This is a genomic window from Pseudarthrobacter sp. WHRI 8279, assembly GCF_040224115.2.
Classification (GTDB): Bacteria; Actinomycetota; Actinomycetes; order Actinomycetales; family Micrococcaceae; genus Arthrobacter.
The window spans coordinates 767,234-785,610 of sequence record NZ_CP168162.1; the positions used below are offsets into that span (position 1 = coordinate 767,234).

At 66.5% G+C, this 18,377-nt stretch carries 16 protein-coding genes; all 16 read left to right on the forward strand.

What is annotated here, in order from left to right; genetic code table 11:
* Nucleotides 1–121 precede the first annotated feature (121 nt).
* The 16 genes from rsmH to ABRP28_RS03525 all read left to right on the forward strand — a co-directional run bounded on the left by rsmH (nucleotide 122) and on the right by ABRP28_RS03525 (nucleotide 18,254).
* Complete coding sequence (rsmH, locus tag ABRP28_RS03450; protein WP_350002190.1) at nucleotides 122–1,114, forward strand: 16S rRNA (cytosine(1402)-N(4))-methyltransferase RsmH; 993 nt, start codon at nucleotides 122–124, stop codon at nucleotides 1,112–1,114.
* The gene (locus ABRP28_RS03455; RefSeq protein WP_350002191.1) at nucleotides 1,111–1,851 is read left to right on the forward strand and encodes a hypothetical protein; all 741 of its coding nucleotides are present in this window, start codon (nucleotides 1,111–1,113) and stop codon (nucleotides 1,849–1,851) included. The genes rsmH and ABRP28_RS03455 overlap by 4 nt, the downstream gene beginning before the upstream one ends.
* Before the next feature lie 48 nt (nucleotides 1,852–1,899).
* Complete coding sequence (locus tag ABRP28_RS03460) at nucleotides 1,900–3,696, forward strand: penicillin-binding protein 2 (protein ID WP_350002192.1); 1,797 nt, start codon at nucleotides 1,900–1,902, stop codon at nucleotides 3,694–3,696.
* Between the two features lie 82 nt (nucleotides 3,697–3,778).
* A complete protein-coding gene (locus ABRP28_RS03465) occupies nucleotides 3,779–5,425 on the forward strand; it encodes a UDP-N-acetylmuramoyl-L-alanyl-D-glutamate--2,6-diaminopimelate ligase (protein WP_350002193.1) in 1,647 nt (548 codons plus the stop codon).
* Nucleotides 5,426–5,431: 6 nt separating this feature from the next.
* Nucleotides 5,432–6,898, forward strand: coding sequence for a UDP-N-acetylmuramoyl-tripeptide--D-alanyl-D-alanine ligase (gene murF, locus ABRP28_RS03470; RefSeq protein WP_350002194.1), 1,467 nt, complete (start codon nucleotides 5,432–5,434; stop codon nucleotides 6,896–6,898).
* Nucleotides 6,895–8,004, forward strand: coding sequence for a phospho-N-acetylmuramoyl-pentapeptide-transferase (gene mraY / locus ABRP28_RS03475; RefSeq protein ID WP_350002195.1), 1,110 nt, complete (start codon nucleotides 6,895–6,897; stop codon nucleotides 8,002–8,004). Before murF ends, mraY begins: the two co-directional genes overlap by 4 nt.
* Complete coding sequence (gene murD, locus ABRP28_RS03480) at nucleotides 7,986–9,560, forward strand: UDP-N-acetylmuramoyl-L-alanine--D-glutamate ligase (protein ID WP_350002196.1); 1,575 nt, start codon at nucleotides 7,986–7,988, stop codon at nucleotides 9,558–9,560. Before mraY ends, murD begins: the two co-directional genes overlap by 19 nt.
* A gap of 2 nt (nucleotides 9,561–9,562) precedes the next feature.
* Complete coding sequence (ftsW, locus tag ABRP28_RS03485) at nucleotides 9,563–10,903, forward strand: putative lipid II flippase FtsW (RefSeq protein ID WP_350002197.1); 1,341 nt, start codon at nucleotides 9,563–9,565, stop codon at nucleotides 10,901–10,903.
* 6 nt (nucleotides 10,904–10,909) lie between these two features.
* On the forward strand, nucleotides 10,910–12,010 hold the full coding sequence (gene murG / locus ABRP28_RS03490) for an undecaprenyldiphospho-muramoylpentapeptide beta-N-acetylglucosaminyltransferase (protein ID WP_350002198.1): 1,101 nt from the start codon (nucleotides 10,910–10,912) through the stop codon (nucleotides 12,008–12,010).
* A complete protein-coding gene (gene murC, locus ABRP28_RS03495; RefSeq protein ID WP_350002199.1) occupies nucleotides 12,007–13,383 on the forward strand; it encodes a UDP-N-acetylmuramate--L-alanine ligase in 1,377 nt (458 codons plus the stop codon). The genes murG and murC overlap by 4 nt, the downstream gene beginning before the upstream one ends.
* Nucleotides 13,376–14,347 (forward strand): cell division protein FtsQ/DivIB, encoded by a 972-nt coding sequence (locus tag ABRP28_RS03500; RefSeq protein ID WP_350002200.1) that lies wholly within the window; start codon nucleotides 13,376–13,378, stop codon nucleotides 14,345–14,347. The genes murC and ABRP28_RS03500 overlap by 8 nt, the downstream gene beginning before the upstream one ends.
* Before the next feature lie 183 nt (nucleotides 14,348–14,530).
* Nucleotides 14,531–15,769: a cell division protein FtsZ gene (gene ftsZ, locus ABRP28_RS03505; protein WP_350002201.1), complete on the forward strand. Its 1,239-nt coding sequence runs from the start codon at nucleotides 14,531–14,533 to the stop codon at nucleotides 15,767–15,769.
* Between the two features lie 8 nt (nucleotides 15,770–15,777).
* A complete protein-coding gene (locus tag ABRP28_RS03510; RefSeq protein ID WP_350002202.1) occupies nucleotides 15,778–16,467 on the forward strand; it encodes a polyphenol oxidase family protein in 690 nt (229 codons plus the stop codon).
* Complete coding sequence (locus tag ABRP28_RS03515; protein WP_350002203.1) at nucleotides 16,460–17,224, forward strand: YggS family pyridoxal phosphate-dependent enzyme; 765 nt, start codon at nucleotides 16,460–16,462, stop codon at nucleotides 17,222–17,224. Before ABRP28_RS03510 ends, ABRP28_RS03515 begins: the two co-directional genes overlap by 8 nt.
* 90 nt (nucleotides 17,225–17,314) lie before the next feature.
* On the forward strand, nucleotides 17,315–17,845 hold the full coding sequence (locus ABRP28_RS03520) for a cell division protein SepF (protein WP_104188679.1): 531 nt from the start codon (nucleotides 17,315–17,317) through the stop codon (nucleotides 17,843–17,845).
* Between the two features lie 121 nt (nucleotides 17,846–17,966).
* A complete protein-coding gene (locus ABRP28_RS03525; protein ID WP_350002204.1) occupies nucleotides 17,967–18,254 on the forward strand; it encodes a YggT family protein in 288 nt (95 codons plus the stop codon).
* Nucleotides 18,255–18,377 lie beyond the last annotated feature (123 nt).

An 18,377-nucleotide genomic window follows, 5' to 3' on the forward strand; every position in this document is an offset into this window, starting at 1 on the left:
GCCCATCGGCTGGCCATCCTGGCTCACTTCCCCGGAGCCAGGCTGGCGGACGATAGGCGCGGATGGGGATCTGGTTCCAGAAGCACCAAAGGCAACACCCGACGGCGAGAAAGGACGAGGCATGAACGAACACCCGAAGCCCACGTCCGAACGCCATGTGCCGGTCCTTCGGGACCGGTGCATCAATTTGTTGGCACCAGGATTCGAGGCAGCCAGGCTGCGCGGAGAAACCCCGGTAGCCGTTGACGCGACCCTGGGCATGGGCGGCCATTCCGAGGCCATGCTGCAGCGTTTTCCGGACCTGCACCTCATTGGCATCGACCGCGATGAAGAAGCGCTTGCGCTTGCCGGCGAGCGGCTGGCCCCGTTCGCCGCCCGCACCGATCTGGTACACGCCGTTTACGACGAGATCCAGGATGTCCTGGCTGACCTTGGCGTCCCCGAGGTCCACGGCATCCTGATGGACCTCGGTGTCTCCTCGCTCCAGCTCGACGAACGCGAACGCGGGTTCGCCTACTCCTTTGACGCCCCCCTTGACATGCGGATGGACACCAGCCGCGGCCAGACCGCGGCGGACGTCGTAAACAACTACTCCGAAGAGGAACTCGTCAGGATCATCCGGAAGTGGGGCGAGGAAAAGTTCGCGGGCCGGATCGCAAACAGGATTGTTGCAGCACGGGCCGCCAAGCCCTTCGCCACAACCGGAGAGCTTGTGGAACAGATCCGGTCGGTGGTTCCGGCGTCCGCGGCAAAGTCTGGCGGGCACCCCGCCAAGCGGACTTTCCAGGCTCTCAGGATCGAGGTCAACGAAGAACTCGACGTCCTGGAGCGTGCTGTTCCGGCCGCAGTGGACTCCCTGGCCATGGGAGGACGGATTGTTGTCATGTCCTACCACTCGCTGGAGGACAAGATCGTCAAGAGCGTCCTGCAGGCACGGTCCAAATCGTCGGCCCCGCTCGGATTCCCTGTGGAGCTGGAAGAGCATAAGGCCGAACTGAAAACCCTCACCAAAGGCACCGAGGTGCCCACCGCCGTCGAAATCGCCGAAAACCCGCGTGCTGCCTCTGCAAGACTGCGCGCGGCGGAACGAATCAGAGCCAGGAGAGCTGCATGAGCACCGCTGCCGTCAAGAACTTTCCCGTCGCTTCCGGCAGTTCGGCGGCCGGCAGGAATCTTCCCGCACGCACCTCCGACGACGGCCGGAAGTCCCGGACTCCGCTGTCGGTGGTACGCACGGTACCCCGCAAGCGCCGGGCACCGTTTGTGGTGCTGTGCTTCGCCATGCTTGCACTGGCCCTTATTGCCGTACTGGTGCTGAACATCTCGGTGTCCACCGCCCAGTACCAGCTGGTGGAACTGCGGGCCAAGCAGAGTACCTTGACCAAGCAGAACCAGGACCTCACCCAGCAGGTGCAGAACTTTGAAGCACCCCAGAACCTGGCCGCGAAAGCCAAGGAACTGGGAATGGTGGCCTCCACCGTCAAAGGCCAGATCGATCTGTCCACCCTTTCTGTCACCGGCAAGGCGACGCCCGCCGTCAAGGGAGGCGCGGAAGGGGCTGTCATCCCCGCCCCAGCCGTGGCTGGACAGTTGATCGTCGTCCCGCCGGCAACCAAGGGCGAACCGCTGGCAAGCCGCAAGCCGGCCGAAGCGGCGGCTCCAGCCGCCCAGGACGGCGAAGCAGCCGGTGCTGCTGCGTCCGGCACGGCAACACCGGGCGCTGCGGCCCCGGCAGCCGGTGATCCCGCTGCTGCAGCCGCAGCTGCAGCTGCAACGGCCGCCGCCGCGGCCGCCGTTGAGCTGAACGGGGGATCCGTCCCCGCACCGGAACAAAAGGTGCCCGGACAGTAAGACGGCAGGTCTGGCAGGCAGCAGGGTCGAACAGCAAGGATTATCACGGTGGCGCAGAGGACCGGCAAGGCAAACAACAGCAGGGTACCCAACGCCACCAAGCGCTTGCGCCTGGGCCTCGGCATCATGCTGACGCTCCTGCTGGTGGTGGGCGGCAAGCTCTTCCTGGTGCAGGGACTGGACGTCGGCGGCATGGCCGAGGCCGCCCTGAACAGCCGAATGAAGCAAACCGTCCTGCCGGCAGAACGCGGAAGCATCCTGGACTCCCGGGGTACCGTGCTCGCCAACAGCGTGATCCGCTACAACGTGGTGGTGGACCAGCGCGTCAACACCAAAACGGAGACGTTCAAGCGCCTGGACGACGCCAAGGAGAAGCTGGTGGACGTCAGCCGGGAGCAGGGGCTGACGGAACTGGCGGCCGCCCTCGGCATGGAAAAAGACGCGATCCGCGAGGCCGTCACCGGGCAGCAGCCCTATTACATTGTGGCCAAGGACGTGAAGCCCGATGTTGAGGACCGCATCTCGCAGCTCCAGATTCCCGGCATCGTGACCGAGGGCGTCAGCAAGCGTGTCTACCCGAACGGATCTGTGGCGGGCGGCATCATCGGTTTCCTCCAGGACGGCACCACCGGCCAGGCGGGGATCGAGCAGACCCAGGATGGACTCCTGAAGGGTGCGGACGGCAAGAGGCTGTTCGAGATCGGCGCGGACGGCCTGCGCATACCTGTCGGCGTGGATGAACTCACCCCGCCGGAGGACGGCAAGGACGTCAAGCTCACCCTTAACTCGGACCTCCAGTACTTCGCGCAGCAGGCTATCCAAAGCCAGACGGAGAAACTGAATGCCGAGTGGGGCTCCATCATCGTGATGGACGCAAAGACCGGGGACCTGGTGGCCATGGCGGACACCAACGCGCCGGACCCGAACGATCCCGGCAGGGTGGCAGCTAAGGACCGCGGTGTCCGCTCTGTCACCGCAGCCTACGAACCCGGCTCGGTGCAGAAGATGATGACCGTGGCCGCTTTGATTGAAGAGGGCAAGGCAGGCCCGCTCGACGAATTCACCCTGGACCCGACCTACACGGTAAACGGCCAGACCTTCAGTGACTCCTTTGCGCATGGGACGGAAGAGCGGACGCTCGCCGGCATCCTGGGCTACTCGATGAACACCGGAACCGTCATGGCCGGGCAGCGGCTGAGCAAGGAACAGCGCTACGAATGGCTGAAGAAGTTCGGCATCGGCGAAGCTCCGGACATTGGCCTGCCCGCCACGGCCTCCGGGATACTTACGCCGTGGCAGCAGTGGGACGGCAGGCAGGAATTCACGGTCCTGTTCGGCCAGGGAGTCTCCCAGTCCACCCTGCAGACCGTGCGAGCATTCCAGTCCATCGCCAACAACGGCGTGATGCTGCAGCCGCGCCTCATCGACGCGTACGTTTCCGCGGACGGAACCGAGGAAAAGGTTGCGCCGGCGGAACCACGCCAGATCGTGTCGGAGGGTACCGCCCAGCAGGTGCAGGACATCCTGGAGAGCGCAGTGACGGAGGGCCAGATCAAGGACGCCGGCATCGACGGCTACCGGGTGGGGGCAAAGACCGGCACGTCGGAGTCCCCGTGCGACGACGGCAAGTCCGGCTTTTGCGGCTACACCGCCTCGATCGTGGGCATGGCACCCATGGATGATCCGCGGTTTATTGTTGAGGTGGTACTCCAGCGGCCCAAGGGCAGCATCTACGGGATTACCAACGGGCCGGTCTTCCGGTCGGTCATGAGCCAGGCACTGCGGACCTACAACGTCCAGCCGTCCACGGGTGAACCGGCCAGGCTGGCCCAGTTCGCCAAGTAATTCTCCGGCAGCAGCCGCAGCAGCCCCGGCTGCTTCGGCTGGTCCACGCCGGGCACGGTCCACTAGCACCATCGGAGATCCCTTGTCAGAGTTCAACGCGTCCGATCAGCGCCCTGCCCCTCAGGGACTTGCCCCGCAGGGACAGGGCAGCCAGGCACGCTTCCGCCCCTCCGCTGTGGAGGCGGTCCGGCTGGAAAGCATTGGTGACGCTGTCGGCGTCGTCATCCCGGGGGCCTCGGCGGACGTGGCCGTGACAGGCATCTCGCTGAACTCCCGCACCGTGGAACCCGGCGACCTGTACGTGGCCCTGCCCGGCGCTGTCCGGCACGGCGCCGACTTCGCCGCCCAGGCCATTGAAGCGGGAGCGGCGGCCGTCCTGACGGACGAGGCCGGAGCCCGCCTGCTTGCCCTCTCCTCCGACACCGCGGTCCCTGTGCTGGTGGTTGACGCCCCCCGGAACGTGGTGGGCCCGCTCTCCGCCATGATCTACCGCAGCGGGCAGGACACGTCCCCGCAGCTGTTCGGCGTGACAGGCACCAACGGCAAGACCACCACCACCTACTTCATTACCTCGCTGCTGCGTTCGCTTGGCAAAAAGACCGGCCTGATCGGCACCATAGAGATCCTGGCCGGTGGAGACCCCATCCCCAGCCTCCTCACCACTCCGGAGTCCCCGGAAGTCCACGGGCTGCTGGCGCTCATGCAGGAAAAAGCCATCAACGCGGCGGCGATGGAAGTCTCGTCCCACGCGATTTCCTACCAGCGGGTGGACGGCGTGCTCTTCGACGTAGCGGGCTTCACCAACCTCACCCAGGACCACCTGGACCTGCACCACACCATGGAGGACTATTTCGCCACGAAGGCGGAGCTCTTCACGCCAGCCCGTGCGCGGAAGGCCGTAGTGACTGTCGACGACGAATGGGGCCGCCGCCTTGCCGGCAGCGCCGGGGTGCCGGTCGCCACCCTCAGCACCTCCCGGGATAACCCAGCCGACTGGACCGTTTCGGAAACCGTGCCCCGCGGGCTGGGCACGGAGTTCACGCTCAGCGGCCCCGGCGGTACCGTCCTGCGCGTCCACACGGGGCTTCCCGGAAGCTTCAACGTCGCCAACGCTGCCCTGGCGGCAGTAATGGTGCTCGCCGGCGGCGTGGACGCCGCCACGCTGCAGGCTGCCCTCGACGCCGGCGATCCCTTTACGGTGGCCGTACCGGGACGGATGCAGCTGGTCTCCGAACAGCCGGCCGCCGTCGTGGATTTCGCCCACAACACCGACGCGCTGGCCCGGGCACTCGAAGCTGTCCGGTCGCCGGAACCGGGGTCCCGGCTGATCGTTGTGTTTGGTGCGACAGGCCAGCGGGACCAGGGCAAACGGCCGGCCATGGGCGCCATCGCCGCCCGGCTTGCCGACACGGTGATCATCACCGACGACGACCCCCACGACGAGGACGCGGCGGCCATTCGCGCCGATGTCCTTGCAGGGGCCAGGGAGGCCAAGGAAAAGGAAAAGCTGCCCTGCACGGTGCTGGAGGTGTTCCCCCGCGACACGGCCATTCAACGCGCCGTGGAACTCGCCCGGCCGCACGACACCATCCTGGTGGCCGGCCGCGGCCACGAGGTGTGGCAGGAAGTGAAAGGCGTGAACCTCGCCCTCGACGACAGGGTTGAGCTGCGCAGCGCCTTGACAGCCAGGGGATTCAACGTTCTCCAAGACGACCGGATAGAGTCCTAGACCGAGATGATTGCATTTACTGCGGCGGAAATTGCCGATATCACCAAAGGGCGCCTGGACGCCGATCCCGGAATCACGCCTCTTTCGGTGGTCACGGATTCCCGCGAAGCCACGCAGGGGTCGCTCTACGTGGCGAAACCCGGCGAGTACGCTGACGGACACGACTTCACAGCGGATGCCTTTGCCGCGGGTGCCACGCTGGCCCTCGTGGAGCGCCCCGTGACCGGCCCTGACGGCACCCCGTACCCTTCCATCGTTGTTCCTGATGCCGTACTGGCCATGGGCGCACTCGCTGCGGAGGCCGTCCGCAGGATCCGCGCCGCCCGTGCGGAAGCACACGACGAGCTGACAGTCATCGGCATCACCGGCTCGGCGGGGAAGACCACCACCAAGGACCTGCTCGCAGGGATCTTCGCCCTGCACGGCAACACGGTGGCCCCGCGCGGTTCCTACAACGGCGAGATCGGGGTGCCCCTTACGGTCTTCACCGCCGGAACCGACACCCGGTACCTGGTCATCGAGATGGGCGCCACAGGCATCGGCCACATCAGCTACCTCGCAGACATGGTCAAGCCGGACATCGGTGTGGTGCTTGGCGTGGGAACTGCCCACGCGGGCGAATTCGGGGGAGTGGACAACATCGCCCTGGCCAAAGGCGAAATGGTGGAAGGCCTTGCAGCCTCCGGAACCGCTGTCATCAACCTCGACGACGACCGGGTGGCGGCCATGCGCGCACGCACCGTTGCCTCCGTTGTCGGCTTCTCCGCAGAAGGGCGGCCCGACGCCGCCGTGCAGGCACTCAACGCGGACACCAACACTGGCGGCAACCCCGAATTCGACCTCCTCCTCCCCGGAGAAGACACGCCACACCACGTGAGGAGCCGGCTGATCGGCGCCCATCACACGGGCAACCTGCTGGCAGCGGCAGCAGCCGCGTGGGCAGCAGGTATTCCCGGCGCAGACATCGCCGCGGCGCTCAGCAGCCAGGCGGCCGCGAGCCGGTGGCGGATGGAGCGCACGGAACGCGCGGACGGCGTAACCATCATCAACGATGCCTACAACGCCAACCCGGAATCCATGCGTGCCGCGCTGCGCACGCTCGCCGACCTTGGGCAGGGCAGGCGCACCTGGGCAGTCCTGGGCGCCATGCTGGAGCTCGGCGAGGACTCCATCCGCGAGCACACGGCCGTGGGCACCCAGGTGGTCCGGCTCAATATCTCCCGGCTGGTGGTGGTGGGCAGGGAAGCCCGCGCGCTCTACGTCTCCGCCGTCCAGGAGGGCTCCTGGGGGGACGAGTGCGTCTTCGCCGAGACCGCCGACGAAGCCTTCGAACTGCTGGACGCCGAACTGGAACCCGGCGACCTGGTGCTGTTCAAATCGTCCAACAGCGTTGGACTTCGCCACTTGGGCGATCGGATAGCATTACCCCGACAAACCCCGCAACCCGCCGATGAAAGGAGCACTCTGCTGTGATTGCACTTTTGATCGGCGCCGGACTGGCCCTGCTGTTCGCGCTGGTGGGCACGCCGCTCTTCATCCGGCTCCTGGTGCGCCGCGGGTACGGACAGTTCATCCGCGACGACGGGCCCACCTCCCACCACACAAAACGTGGAACGCCCACCATGGGCGGGACCGTGGTGGTTGCTGCCGTGCTCTTGAGCTATGGGCTGACCCACCTCATCATGCTGATGGTGAACCCGGCTTCCCCGGGCCCCTCGGCATCTGCCCTCATCCTGCTGTTCCTGATGGTCGGCATGGGCCTTGTGGGGTTCCTGGACGACTTCATCAAGATTTCGCGCCAGCGCAGCCTGGGCCTCGACGCCAAGGCCAAGCTGATCCTGCAGGCCGCCGTCGGCATTATGTTCGCCATCCTCGCCCTGAACTTTCCGGATGAAACCGGCCTCACGCCGGCTTCCACCAAGATCTCCCTGGTGCGGGACCTGCCGTGGCTGGACCTGGCTTTCGGCGGGACGGTGCTGGGGGCCATCCTCTTCGTCATCTGGTCCAACCTGATCGTTACCGCTGCCACCAACGGCGTGAACCTCACCGACGGCCTTGACGGGCTGGCGGCCGGGGCCTCGGTGATGGTGTTCGGCGCCTACACCCTCATGGGAATCTGGCAGAGCAACCAGGCCTGCGGTTCCCCCCGCGAGGCTGGCAGCGGCTGCTACCTGGTCCGGGACCCCCTGGACCTCGCCCTGCTGGCAGCCATCATGAGCGCGGCCCTGGTGGGCTTCCTCTGGTGGAACACCTCTCCGGCGAAGATCTTTATGGGCGACACCGGCTCGCTGGCCATCGGCGGTGCCATCGCGGGCTTCGCCATCCTTTCCAGGACCGAGCTGCTGCTGGGCATCATCGGCGGGCTGTTCGTCCTGATCACACTGTCCGTCATCATCCAGGTGGGCTACTTCAAAGCCACCGGGGGCAAACGCGTCTTCAAGATGGCGCCTTTGCAGCACCACTTTGAACTCCAGGGCTGGGCGGAAGTGACGGTGGTGGTCCGCTTCTGGATCCTCGGCGGACTCTTCGTCGCCGTGGGCCTGGGAATCTTCTACGCTGAATGGGTCGTGCTGTTGTGACCGTTTCCCCACGCCTCCAGAATCTCGTGAGCTGGGACTCCGACTGGTCCGGACTGCGGGTGGTTGTCACCGGCATCGGGGTCTCGGGCTTCGCCGCTGCGGACACCCTGATCGAACTCGGCGCCCGTGTGGTGGTTGTGGACGCCGCCACCAGCGACACGGCGAAAGCCCACGCCGACACCCTGAAAATTGTCGGTGCTGCGGACGTCCTGCTGGGCGAGGACGCAGTCACGCGCATTCCCAGGATCGACGGCGAGCTGCCGGAACTGATTGTCACGTCGCCGGGGTGGCGGCCGGACCAGGCCCTGCTGGCTGCGGCCGCACGGGCCCACATTCCGGTATGGGGAGATGTTGAGCTGGCCTGGCGGGTGCGCGTGCGGGAAGGCCGCAAGACCGCGGACTGGCTTGCCATCACCGGAACCAACGGAAAAACCACCACGGTGGGGCTCACGGAATCAATGCTGCGGGCGGCGGGGCTGAAGGCGCTGGCCGTAGGAAACGTGGGTACGCCCATCCTGGATGCGCTCCGGGATCCGGTGGAGTACGACGTGCTGGCCGTGGAGCTTTCCAGTTTCCAGCTGCACTGGTCCGAATCCCTCTCGCCTGTGGCCAGTGTCTGCCTGAACGTTGCGGAGGACCACGTCGACTGGCATGGATCCTACGATTCGTACCTCGCGGACAAGGCCAAGGTCTATGAACGCACCCAAAAGGCCTGCCTCTACAACGCGGAGCAGATCGAAACCGAGCGGATGGTGGAAAACGCCGACGTGGTGGAAGGCTGCCGCGCCGTCGGATTCACCACCGTCACCCCCGCCGTCAGCATGCTCGGGGTTGTGGAAGGGCTTTTGGTGGACCGGGCGTTCATCGAAGAGCGCCAAAACAGCGCCGCGGAACTTGCCGCCATGACCGACCTCGGCGCGCTGGCGCCCCGGCACATGGTGGCCAACGCCCTGGCGGCCGCAGGACTGGTACGTGCCTACGGCATCGAACCCAAGGCTGTCCGGCAGGGGATCCAGGACTATGTGCCGGGGGACCACCGCATCCAGCCGGTAGCCCGCCACAACGGAGTCCTGTGGATCAACGACTCCAAAGCGACCAACCCGCACGCGGCTTCGGCCTCCCTGGCAGCCTTCAGCAACGTCATCTGGATCGCCGGAGGACTCTCCAAAGGAGTGACCTATGACGACCTGGTGCGGGAACACGCCCAGCGGCTCAAGGCCGTGGTGCTCATCGGAACTGATTCCTCAGCGCTGGCCGATGCCCTCCGGCGACACGCGCCCGATGTCCCCGTAATCGGGACGGCCCCGGGTGAAACTGAACAGGTGCAGACTGCTGCAACAGACGGCACAGAGGCCGGTTCTCCCGCCGCCGGGAAAGCCGTCATGTCCCGCGCAGTTGCGTCAGCAGCCCAGCTGGCCGGGTCCGGCGATACTGTGCTGATGGCTCCGGCAGCTGCTTCCATGGATCAGTTCTCTTCCTACGCTCACCGTGGTGACACTTTCATCGAAGCTGTCCGCGAGCTGGTGGAAGGGCAGGCCCAGACCGGCGAGGAGTAACAATGGTCAGCACGCCCACACGACCGCCCGCCCGGAAGCAGGCAGGCAAGCCGCGTCCCGGCTCCTCCGCATCACCAGTCCGGCCCCCGGCCGCTGCCGGCACCCGCCTGCGGGCCGCCTACCGCAAATTCTGGTCGGCGCTGGAGGGGACCGGAACGTCCAGGAACGGCTCCACGTATTACCTCATCCTGGGATCCACCCTCGCACTGACGGCAATCGGCATCATGATGGTCCTCTCCGCCTCCAGCGTGGAATCGATCGCCGCCGGCAAGTCGCCGTACGGGGATGCCCTGAAGCAGGGCATGTTCGCGGCTATCGGCATCTTCACCATGTTCGTGCTCTCCAGGATCAACGTGGTGTGGCTCAAGCGCCTCGCATGGCCCGCCATTATCGCCGCCGTTGTCCTCCTTGGCCTGGTCCAGCTCGTTGGCGCGGAGGTCAACGGCAACAAGAACTGGATCGACCTTGGCGGGATCACCTTCCAGCCGTCCGAAGCGTCCAAGCTGGCACTCGCGCTGTGGATGGCCACCGTCCTGGCCCGGAAGGGGAAGCTGCTCAGCCGCTGGCAGCACGTCGCGGTCCCGGCCGTCCCCATGGCCATCATCATCGTTGGACTGGTCCTGGTGGGGAACGACCTTGGAACGGCCATGATCATCATGATGGTCACGGCCGCCGCGCTCTTCTTCGCCGGGGCACCGCTCTACCTGTTCGGCATCGCTGGCCTGGCCGCCGCCGCCGGAACGGCCGTCATGGCCGTGACCAGCTCCAACCGCATGTGCCGCATCACCTCATGGTGGACCGGGCAGTCCTGTGCCGACGGCATTGACGCCAACTACCAGGCAACCAACGGCCTCTACGGGCTCGCCTCCGGCGGATGGTTCGGCGTCGGGCTGGGACAAAGCCGGCAAAAGTACAGCTGGATCCCCGAAGCCCACAACGACTTCATCTTCGCGATCATCGGCGAGGAACTCGGACTGGTGGGGACCGTCGTCGTCCTGATCCTTTTCGCCATCCTGGGAGCGGCAATCTACCGCGTGGTAGTGGCCCAGGAGGACATGTTCCACCGTGTCCTCGCCGGCACCATCATGGTGTGGCTGCTGGGCCAGGCCACCGTGAACATGTCCGTGGTGACCGGCCTGATGCCCGTCATCGGCGTGCCGCTGCCCTTCATCTCCTATGGCGGCTCGGCACTGCTGATGTCGCTCTGCGCCATCGGTGTTGTGCTTTCCCTGGCCAGGGAACAGATGGCCCCGGCGATCCGGCCCAAGCGGATGCTCAAGTTCAAGGCCAAGCCGGCGCGGAAAAACGCGGACCGGAAGAAAACTGCAAGAAAGCGTACCTAGCCCTCCATGACCACCAAAACCCCGTCCATCGTCCTGGCCGGCGGCGGCACTGCCGGACACATCAGCCCGCTGCTCGCCATCGCCGCGGCACTCCGGAATGCCTCCCCGGACGCCGCCATCCTTGCCGTAGGCACGCCGTCCGGGATGGAAACCAGGCTGGTTCCCGCCGCCGGGGTGGAACTGGCAACCATCGATCGGGTGCCGTTCCCGCGGCGGCCTTCAGCGGACCTGCTCCGGCTCCCCGCCAGGCTGGCCGGGGCGGTACGCCAGGCCGGAACAATCCTGGACACAGCGGCCGCCGATGTCCTCGTGGGGGTGGGCGGCTATGTATGCACGCCCATGTACCTGGCCGCCCGCAAGCGCCGGATCCCCATTGTGATCCATGAAGCGAACGCGCGTCCCGGACTCGCGAACAGGGTGGGTGCCCTGATGACCCGCCGCGTCGCGGTAGCCTTCGCCAACACCCCCCTCCGCCACGCCATGCACGTGGGAATGCCCATGCGCACCGAGATCTCGGGCCTGGACAGGGCAGCAGCGCGCACCGCTGCCCGCGCGGCCCTCGGACTGGATCCCGCAAAGCCCTCGCTGATCGTCACCGGAGGATCCTCCGGCGCCCAGAGCATTAACCGCACCATTGCCGCCGCCGTTGACCGGCTGTCCGCAGCCGGTATCCAGACCCTGCACATCACCGGACGCGGCAAGGCTGTCATGGGCGCTGACGGCCTGCCGCTGGCCGCCAAGGACTACCGGCAGGTGGAGTACGTCGACGGCATGGAGCTCGCCTATGCGGCGGCGGACGTACTGCTTGCCCGCTCCGGCGCGGCCACCGTCTGCGAGGTTGCCGCCGTCGGCGTTCCCGCTGTGCTGGTGCCGCTGCCCATCGGCAACGGCGAGCAGGCCCTGAACGCTGCGGGACTGGTGGCTGCCGGGGGCGCCCTGCTGGTGAATGACCGCGACTTCACCCCCGAATGGGTGGACAGGGAACTGATCCCGCTCGCCACGGACCAGGAGCGGCTTGCGGCCATGGCCGGCAGTTCCTACCGGCTTGGTATCCGAAATGCCGATCAGCGCATGGCCGACCTCATCCTGGAAGCAGCAGCATCATGAACCACGCCACCGTCCCCAGCCTCGAATCCCTGGGCCGCGTCCACTTCGTCGGAATCGGAGGCGTCGGAATGTCGGCCGTGGCCCGGATCATGGTCGCCCGCGGCGTTCCCGTCAGCGGCTCCGACGCGAAGGACCTGCCGGTGATGGCGGACCTTGCCGCCGCGGGTGCCCGCATCGCCGTCGGATATGCCTCCGCCAACCTGGGCGATGCCCAGACGGTGGTGGCAGGATCCGCCATCCGCCCGGACAACCCCGAAGTTGTTGCCGCCAGGGAAGCGGGGCTGCCGGTGCTGCACCGGTCCGAGGCCCTGGCCGCCACCATGGGCGGCGACACGGTGGTCACCGTGGCAGGCACTCACGGCAAGTCCACCACCACGTCCATGGTCACGGTCCTGCTGCAGGGCGCCGGACTGGACCCTTCCTTCGCCATTGGCGCCAATGTTCCAGCCCTTGGGGTCAACGCGGCGCACGGGAGTTCCGGAATCTTCGTGGCCGAGGCTGACGAATCCGACGGCTCCTTCCTCAACTACCGGCCCAGGATCGCCGTGGTCACCAACGTTGAACCGGACCACCTTGACCACTACGGGACGGCCGAGGCCGTTTACGAATCCTTTGACAGGTTTACCGCGCTGCTTCCAGCGGACGGCGTGCTGGTTGCGTGCGCGGACGACGCCGGTGCGCTGGCCCTCGCCGAACGGACGCGGACCAGGGGCAACACCCGCGTGGTGCTCTATGGAACCAGTGAGGGTGTGGACCTCGTGCTGCACGACGGCGGTCCCGGTGACGTAGCGGTCTCCACGGCCTCCGGACGTTTTCCGCTGGCGCTGCAGGTGCCCGGGCGCCACAACGCGCTGAACGCCGCGGCCGCGTTCGCCGTCGCGCTTGAACTTGGAGTCGACCCCGCAGCGGCCGCGGCCGCCCTGGCGCACTTTTCCGGCGCCTCCCGCCGCTTCGAGCTCAAAGGCGAGGCCTGCGGGATCCGCGTGTTCGATGACTACGCCCACCACCCGACTGAAGTCCGGGCCGCCCTCGCCGCGGCACGTTCGGTGGCCGGCACGCACAAGGTGCACGTCCTCTTCCAGCCCCACCTGTTCTCCCGCACCCGCGAGTTCGCGCAGGAGTTCGCCGGGGCGCTCAACCTCGCAGACACCGCCCTGGTGCTGGATATCTATCCCGCCCGCGAAGATCCCATTCCGGGCGTGACCAGCCAGCTCATCGCCGACCACCTGGACCACGGAGGACGCCTGGTGGCCGCCCGCGACGCCGTCGCCGCACTGACGGCCGCAGCCGAGCCCGGGGACATTGTGCTGACGGCCGGCGCCGGCGATGTCACGGCGTACGGGCCGCAGATCGTCGAGGCCCTGCGTGGCTAGCACCCGCCGCCCCACCTACACCTCCAAAGGCCGCCCGGGCCGGTCCGGCGGCACCGCTGGAGACGCCGGCGCCGGTGGAAGTACGGCACCCGCCGCGGACGACGTCATCTCAGCCTCCCGGAGCGTTCCGGAGCCGGCTCCCGCGGGCGGTGCCAAAGCCAAGGAGCCGGCAAAGCCGAAGCTGGCCGGCATTCCCGGCCTGGGCAGGGGCAGGAAAGCGGAGCCGCCAGCGGCAGCCGCGGAGAACGTGGTGGCTTTTCCGGAGCCGAAGGGCAAGCGCCGCAAGCGCAATATCCTCGCCGTGGGCGCCACGCTCGTCGCCCTTGTGGCGGGCCTCCTGGCGGCGGCCATTTTCTCGCCGGTCCTGGCCGTTGACACCATCTCCGTATCAGGGACCCGCCTCCTGACACCCGCCCAAGTGGAATCCGCACTTGAGCCCCTGCGGGGGAAGCCCCTGCCGCAGATCAGTGACGACGAGGTGGCCAGGCTGCTGGAGCCCCTGGTCCAGGTCAAGTCAGTCTCCGCTGAAGCCCGGCCGCCCTCAGGGCTGGCCGTGCAGGTCCGGGAACGGGTGCCGGTGGCCCTGGTCAAACAGGGAGAGCAGTACCAGCTCGTGGACGTCGAGGGCGTGCAGCTCGCTGCCACCGCCGATCCCGCGTCCGTCTCCCTGCCCGTCATCGACGGCGGAGCGGGAACCATCGGCCAGGATCTCTTCCGTGCAACAGCCGCCGTCCTCGGCGCCCTGCCTGCCGACGTCCTCGCCAGGCTTTCCAACGCCTCCGCGCAGTCGGTGGACGCGGTGGAACTCAAGCTGGTGGACGGCCAAACCATCATCTGGGGCAACGCGGGGGAGAAGGAGCTCAAGGCCAAAGTCCTGGCCGCACTCCTAAAAGTTCCTGCTGATCCCAAGAACCCGGTCAAGGTTTACGACGTCAGCGTGCCCCGGCACCCGGTGACGCGCTGACGGGTTTCTTTCCGGTATTAATCCGACACGCGGAGCCGGTTATTGAATGTGGCAACCATAGGAAATACCGTCACAGACATGAGTTACTTGACATAACTATAACCTTCAACTCGAAGGTTAAGGTTACAGGCTTCAAGCTCTCCATCAGTTTTCGCAATAAGACACGAACAAGGGACACGTAACGTGGCAGCTCCGCAGAATTACTTGGCCGTCATCAAAGTCGTCGGCATCGGCGGCGGTGGCGTGAACGCAGTCAACCGCATGATCGAGGTCGGCCTCCGCGGTGTTGAATTCATCGCCATCAATACCGACGCCCAGGCCCTGCTCATGAGCGACGCGGACGTGAAGCTCGACGTCGGACGCGAGCTGACCCGCGGGCTCGGTGCAGGCGCCAACCCCGAGGTCGGCAAGCAGGCCGCCGAAGACCACGCTGACGAGATCGAGGAAGTGCTCCGCGGCGCGGACATGGTCTTCGTCACCGCCGGCGAGGGCGGCGGCACGGGCACCGGCGGCGCACCCGTCGTCGCCCGCATCGCCCGGTCCCTGGGAGCGCTGACCATTGGCGTGGTCACCCGTCCCTTCACGTTCGAGGGCCGCCGCCGCGCCGGTTCCGCAGAGGCCGGCATCGACGCCCTCCGGGACGAGGTGGACACCCTCATCGTGATCCCCAACGACCGGCTCCTGTCCATCAGCGACCGCAACGTGTCCGTCCTGGACGCCTTCCGTTCAGCAGACCAGGTGCTCCTCTCGGGTGTCCAGGGCATCACGGACCTCATCACCACCCCGGGCCTGATCAACCTCGACTTCGCCGACGTGAAGTCGGTCATGCAGGGTGCCGGTTCCGCGCTGATGGGCATCGGCTCCGCCCGGGGTGAAGACCGCGCCGTCAAGGCAGCCGAGCTTGCCATCGCCTCACCGCTGCTGGAAGCTTCCATCGATGGTGCCCACGGCGTCCTGCTGTCCATCCAGGGCGGTTCCGACCTCGGCCTGTTCGAGATCAACGAAGCCGCGCGCCTGGTCCAGGAGGTCGCCCACCCCGAGGCGAACATCATCTTCGGTGCCGTGATCGACGACGCCCTCGGCGACGAGGCCCGCGTAACGGTCATTGCTGCCGGTTTCGACGACGTCAAGGCCACCTCGCCGTCCATGGACCAGTCACAGCCCCAGGTTGCGCCCCAGCGGCCCGCCGCCCCGGCAGCGGCCCCCGCTCCGTCGCAGGCACCCTCCGCCGGAAACCACCAGGTGCACGTCCAGCCCGTCCACGCGGGCGTAGGCGCAGCAGGGCTCAGCAACTGGGGACAGCAGCGCCCGGCGGCCGTCCCTGCCGACTCCGGCTTCGACGTGGACCTTCCCTCCGTGGTGGAACCGGACCTCACCGGCAGCCGCTCGGATGACCTGGATGTCCCCGACTTCCTGAAGTAGGCCGCAGCTTGTTCCATTGGCGGGCCGAGATCCTTCCCGGGGTCTCGGCCGCTTTTACGGACAGCGGCGCGGGAAACCTCGCACTGCACGTGGGCGACGACCCCGGCACCGTCCAGCGGCGGCGCCAGCAGCTTGAGGCGGCCGTGGGCATTGAGCCCCGCGGCCTGCGGTTCATGAACCAGGTGCACGGCACCACGGTTGCCGTGATGGAGCCGGGCAGTGGTACGCCGGAAGCTGACGCAATGGTTTCGGGGTCTGTGCCGCTGGCGGTCATGGTGGCTGACTGCATCCCGCTCCTGCTCGCAGGGACGTCCGCGGACGGTCCCGTCCTGGCCGCTGTCCACGCAGGGCGGCCCGGTGTGGCCAACGGGGTCATTCCTGCCGCCTTGGAAGCCATGGCGTCCCTCGGAGCTACGAGCATACGGGCCTGGCTCGGTCCGTCCATCTGCGGCTCCTGCTACGAAGTCCCGGCTGCCCTGCGGGACGAGGTAGCTGCGGCCGTACCTGCCACCTGGTCCACCACGTCCTGGGGAACCCCGGCGCTGGACCTTCCGGCCGGCGCCCGCAGCCAGCTCGAAGACGCCGGCGTTGCGATCGAATACGCCGGTCCCTGCACCCTGGAAACAGGTTCCCTCTACTCCTACCGCCGCGACACGGGCACGGGACGTTTCGCCGGCCTGGTCTGGTGCCATGACTGACTCCGCGCTGAACGACGGCGGTGCAGCCGCCGGTGATCCGCGCGCGGCTGAGCTGGCCGGGCGGCTTGAAGCGGTCAGGCGCCGGATAAGCTCTGCTGCCGCGGCGGCCGGACGCACCGACAGGCTGCCCACCCTGATTGTGGTCACCAAGTTCCATCCCGCGGAAGACATCCGGCGGCTCGCCGCCCTGGGAGTCACCGACGTCGGGGAAAACAGGGACCAGGAGGCTGCAGGGAAAGCCGGGATCCTGGCCGACTGCGGGCTGACCTGGCACTTTGTGGGCCAACTGCAGACAAAAAAAGCCAAGTCGGTGGTCCGCTACGCTTCAGCCGTGCACTCGGTGGACCGGCCGCAACTCGTGGATGCCCTGGCGAAGGCGATGCAGAACGAGCGCGCCGCCACAGGGCGCGCGCCCCTGGACTGCTTCATCCAGGTCAACCTTGAAGACCAAGCCGGCGACGCCGGTGCGCACCGGGGAGGCGCAGCACCCGACGACGTGCTGCTCCTGGCGGACCGGATAGCAGCAGTCGACGGCCTGCGGCTGGCAGGCGTCATGGCAGTGGCCCCGTTGGGCGCACCGCCGGAGCCCGCCTTCGAAAAACTGGCCGTAGTCTCTTCGCAGCTGGTGGCGCAGCACCCCGGAGCCTCCGCCATCTCCGCCGGCATGAGCCAGGACCTTGAGGCCGCCATCGCGTTCGGAGCGACACACCTGCGAATCGGTTCCGATATTCTCGGATCGCGTCCCACCGTGGGGTAGCGTCGGAGCTATTGCAAGTGATGGGCGGGGGACTCCAGTGCAGTCAAGTCATTGGGCGGCCCGCTTACGGGACACGATTAGGAGTCGACCATGGCCGGCGCTCTGCGCAAGACAATGATCTATCTTGGGCTCGCCGACGGCGATGAGCATTACGAGTCCGAGCAACAGACAACACGTAAGGATGAGGACGAAACTATGGAAGCTGACCGCGAGGAGCGCCGTGCACCCGCACCCGTCCGTGAGGTCAGCCGCGAAACGTCCTACACCCCCGAAGAGGAATACCGCGCGCCAGTGACCCCCATCAAACGTGCGGCCTCGAGCCGCGAAGAGACCAGCGGGCTTCGCCAGATCACCACTATCCACCCGCGCTCCTACAACGATGCCAAGCTCATCGGTGAGAGCTTCCGTGATGGAATCCCTGTGATCATGAACGTTACGGACATGGGCGAGGCCGACGCCAAGCGCCTGGTGGACTTCTCCGCCGGACTGGTCTTCGGACTCCGCGGAAGCATCGAGCGGGTTACCAACAAGGTGTTCCTGCTGTCGCCGTCGTACGTTGAAGTCATCGGTGACGACAAGAAAATCAGCGAAACGCAGGCAAGCTTCTTCAACCAGAGCTGAACCTGGGGCAGCAGGCGGATGCCAGGCAGGGACACCTGTCTGGCATCTGTGTTGAAATAGACGGGACACCTCGGCAGGAAGCCGCGGTACCCCAGATGAACATGGAGATATGAATTAAGTCATGGGAATTGCTTTCGGGCTTGTCTATCTCGCGCTGCTTCTGTTCTTCGTTGCCCTGATTATCCGCCTCGTCTTTGACTGGGTGCAGATGTTCGCCCGTGAATGGCGTCCGCGCGGTGTTGCCCTGGTGGCTGCCCATGCGGTGTACTCCATCACTGATCCGCCCTTGAAAGTACTGCGCCGGGTGATTCCGCCCCTGCGCCTTGGCGGCATCTCCCTGGACCTGGGCTTCCTGGTTCTGTTCATCGCCGTCAGCATTGCGATGGGGATCACCAGGAACCTGGCCTGATTTACCCCCTTTAGACCTAGCAGCACAGGGTGGACCCCACCGGGAACAGCTACTGTGAAGCGAAGAAAACTCACGTTTGACACCGCAGTGTTGAATTAGAGTAACCAGACCAAATTTAGGTAC

Excerpts from the sequence above, each read along its gene's own strand:
- rsmH (WP_350002190.1), top strand. The coding sequence starts at position 122 with ATGAACGAACACCCGAAGCCCACGTCCGAACGCCATGTGCCGGTCCTT.
- ABRP28_RS03455 (WP_350002191.1), top strand. The coding sequence starts at position 1,111 with ATGAGCACCGCTGCCGTCAAGAACTTTCCCGTCGCTTCCGGCAGTTCG.
- murF (WP_350002194.1), top strand. The coding sequence starts at position 5,432 with ATGATTGCATTTACTGCGGCGGAAATTGCCGATATCACCAAAGGGCGC.
- murD (WP_350002196.1), top strand. The coding sequence starts at position 7,986 with ATGGGTCGTGCTGTTGTGACCGTTTCCCCACGCCTCCAGAATCTCGTG.
- ftsW (WP_350002197.1), top strand. The coding sequence starts at position 9,563 with ATGGTCAGCACGCCCACACGACCGCCCGCCCGGAAGCAGGCAGGCAAG.
- murG (WP_350002198.1), top strand. The coding sequence starts at position 10,910 with ATGACCACCAAAACCCCGTCCATCGTCCTGGCCGGCGGCGGCACTGCC.
- murC (WP_350002199.1), top strand. The coding sequence starts at position 12,007 with ATGAACCACGCCACCGTCCCCAGCCTCGAATCCCTGGGCCGCGTCCAC.
- ABRP28_RS03515 (WP_350002203.1), top strand. The coding sequence starts at position 16,460 with ATGACTGACTCCGCGCTGAACGACGGCGGTGCAGCCGCCGGTGATCCG.
- ABRP28_RS03520 (WP_104188679.1), top strand. The coding sequence starts at position 17,315 with ATGGCCGGCGCTCTGCGCAAGACAATGATCTATCTTGGGCTCGCCGAC.
- ABRP28_RS03525 (WP_350002204.1), top strand. The coding sequence starts at position 17,967 with ATGGGAATTGCTTTCGGGCTTGTCTATCTCGCGCTGCTTCTGTTCTTC.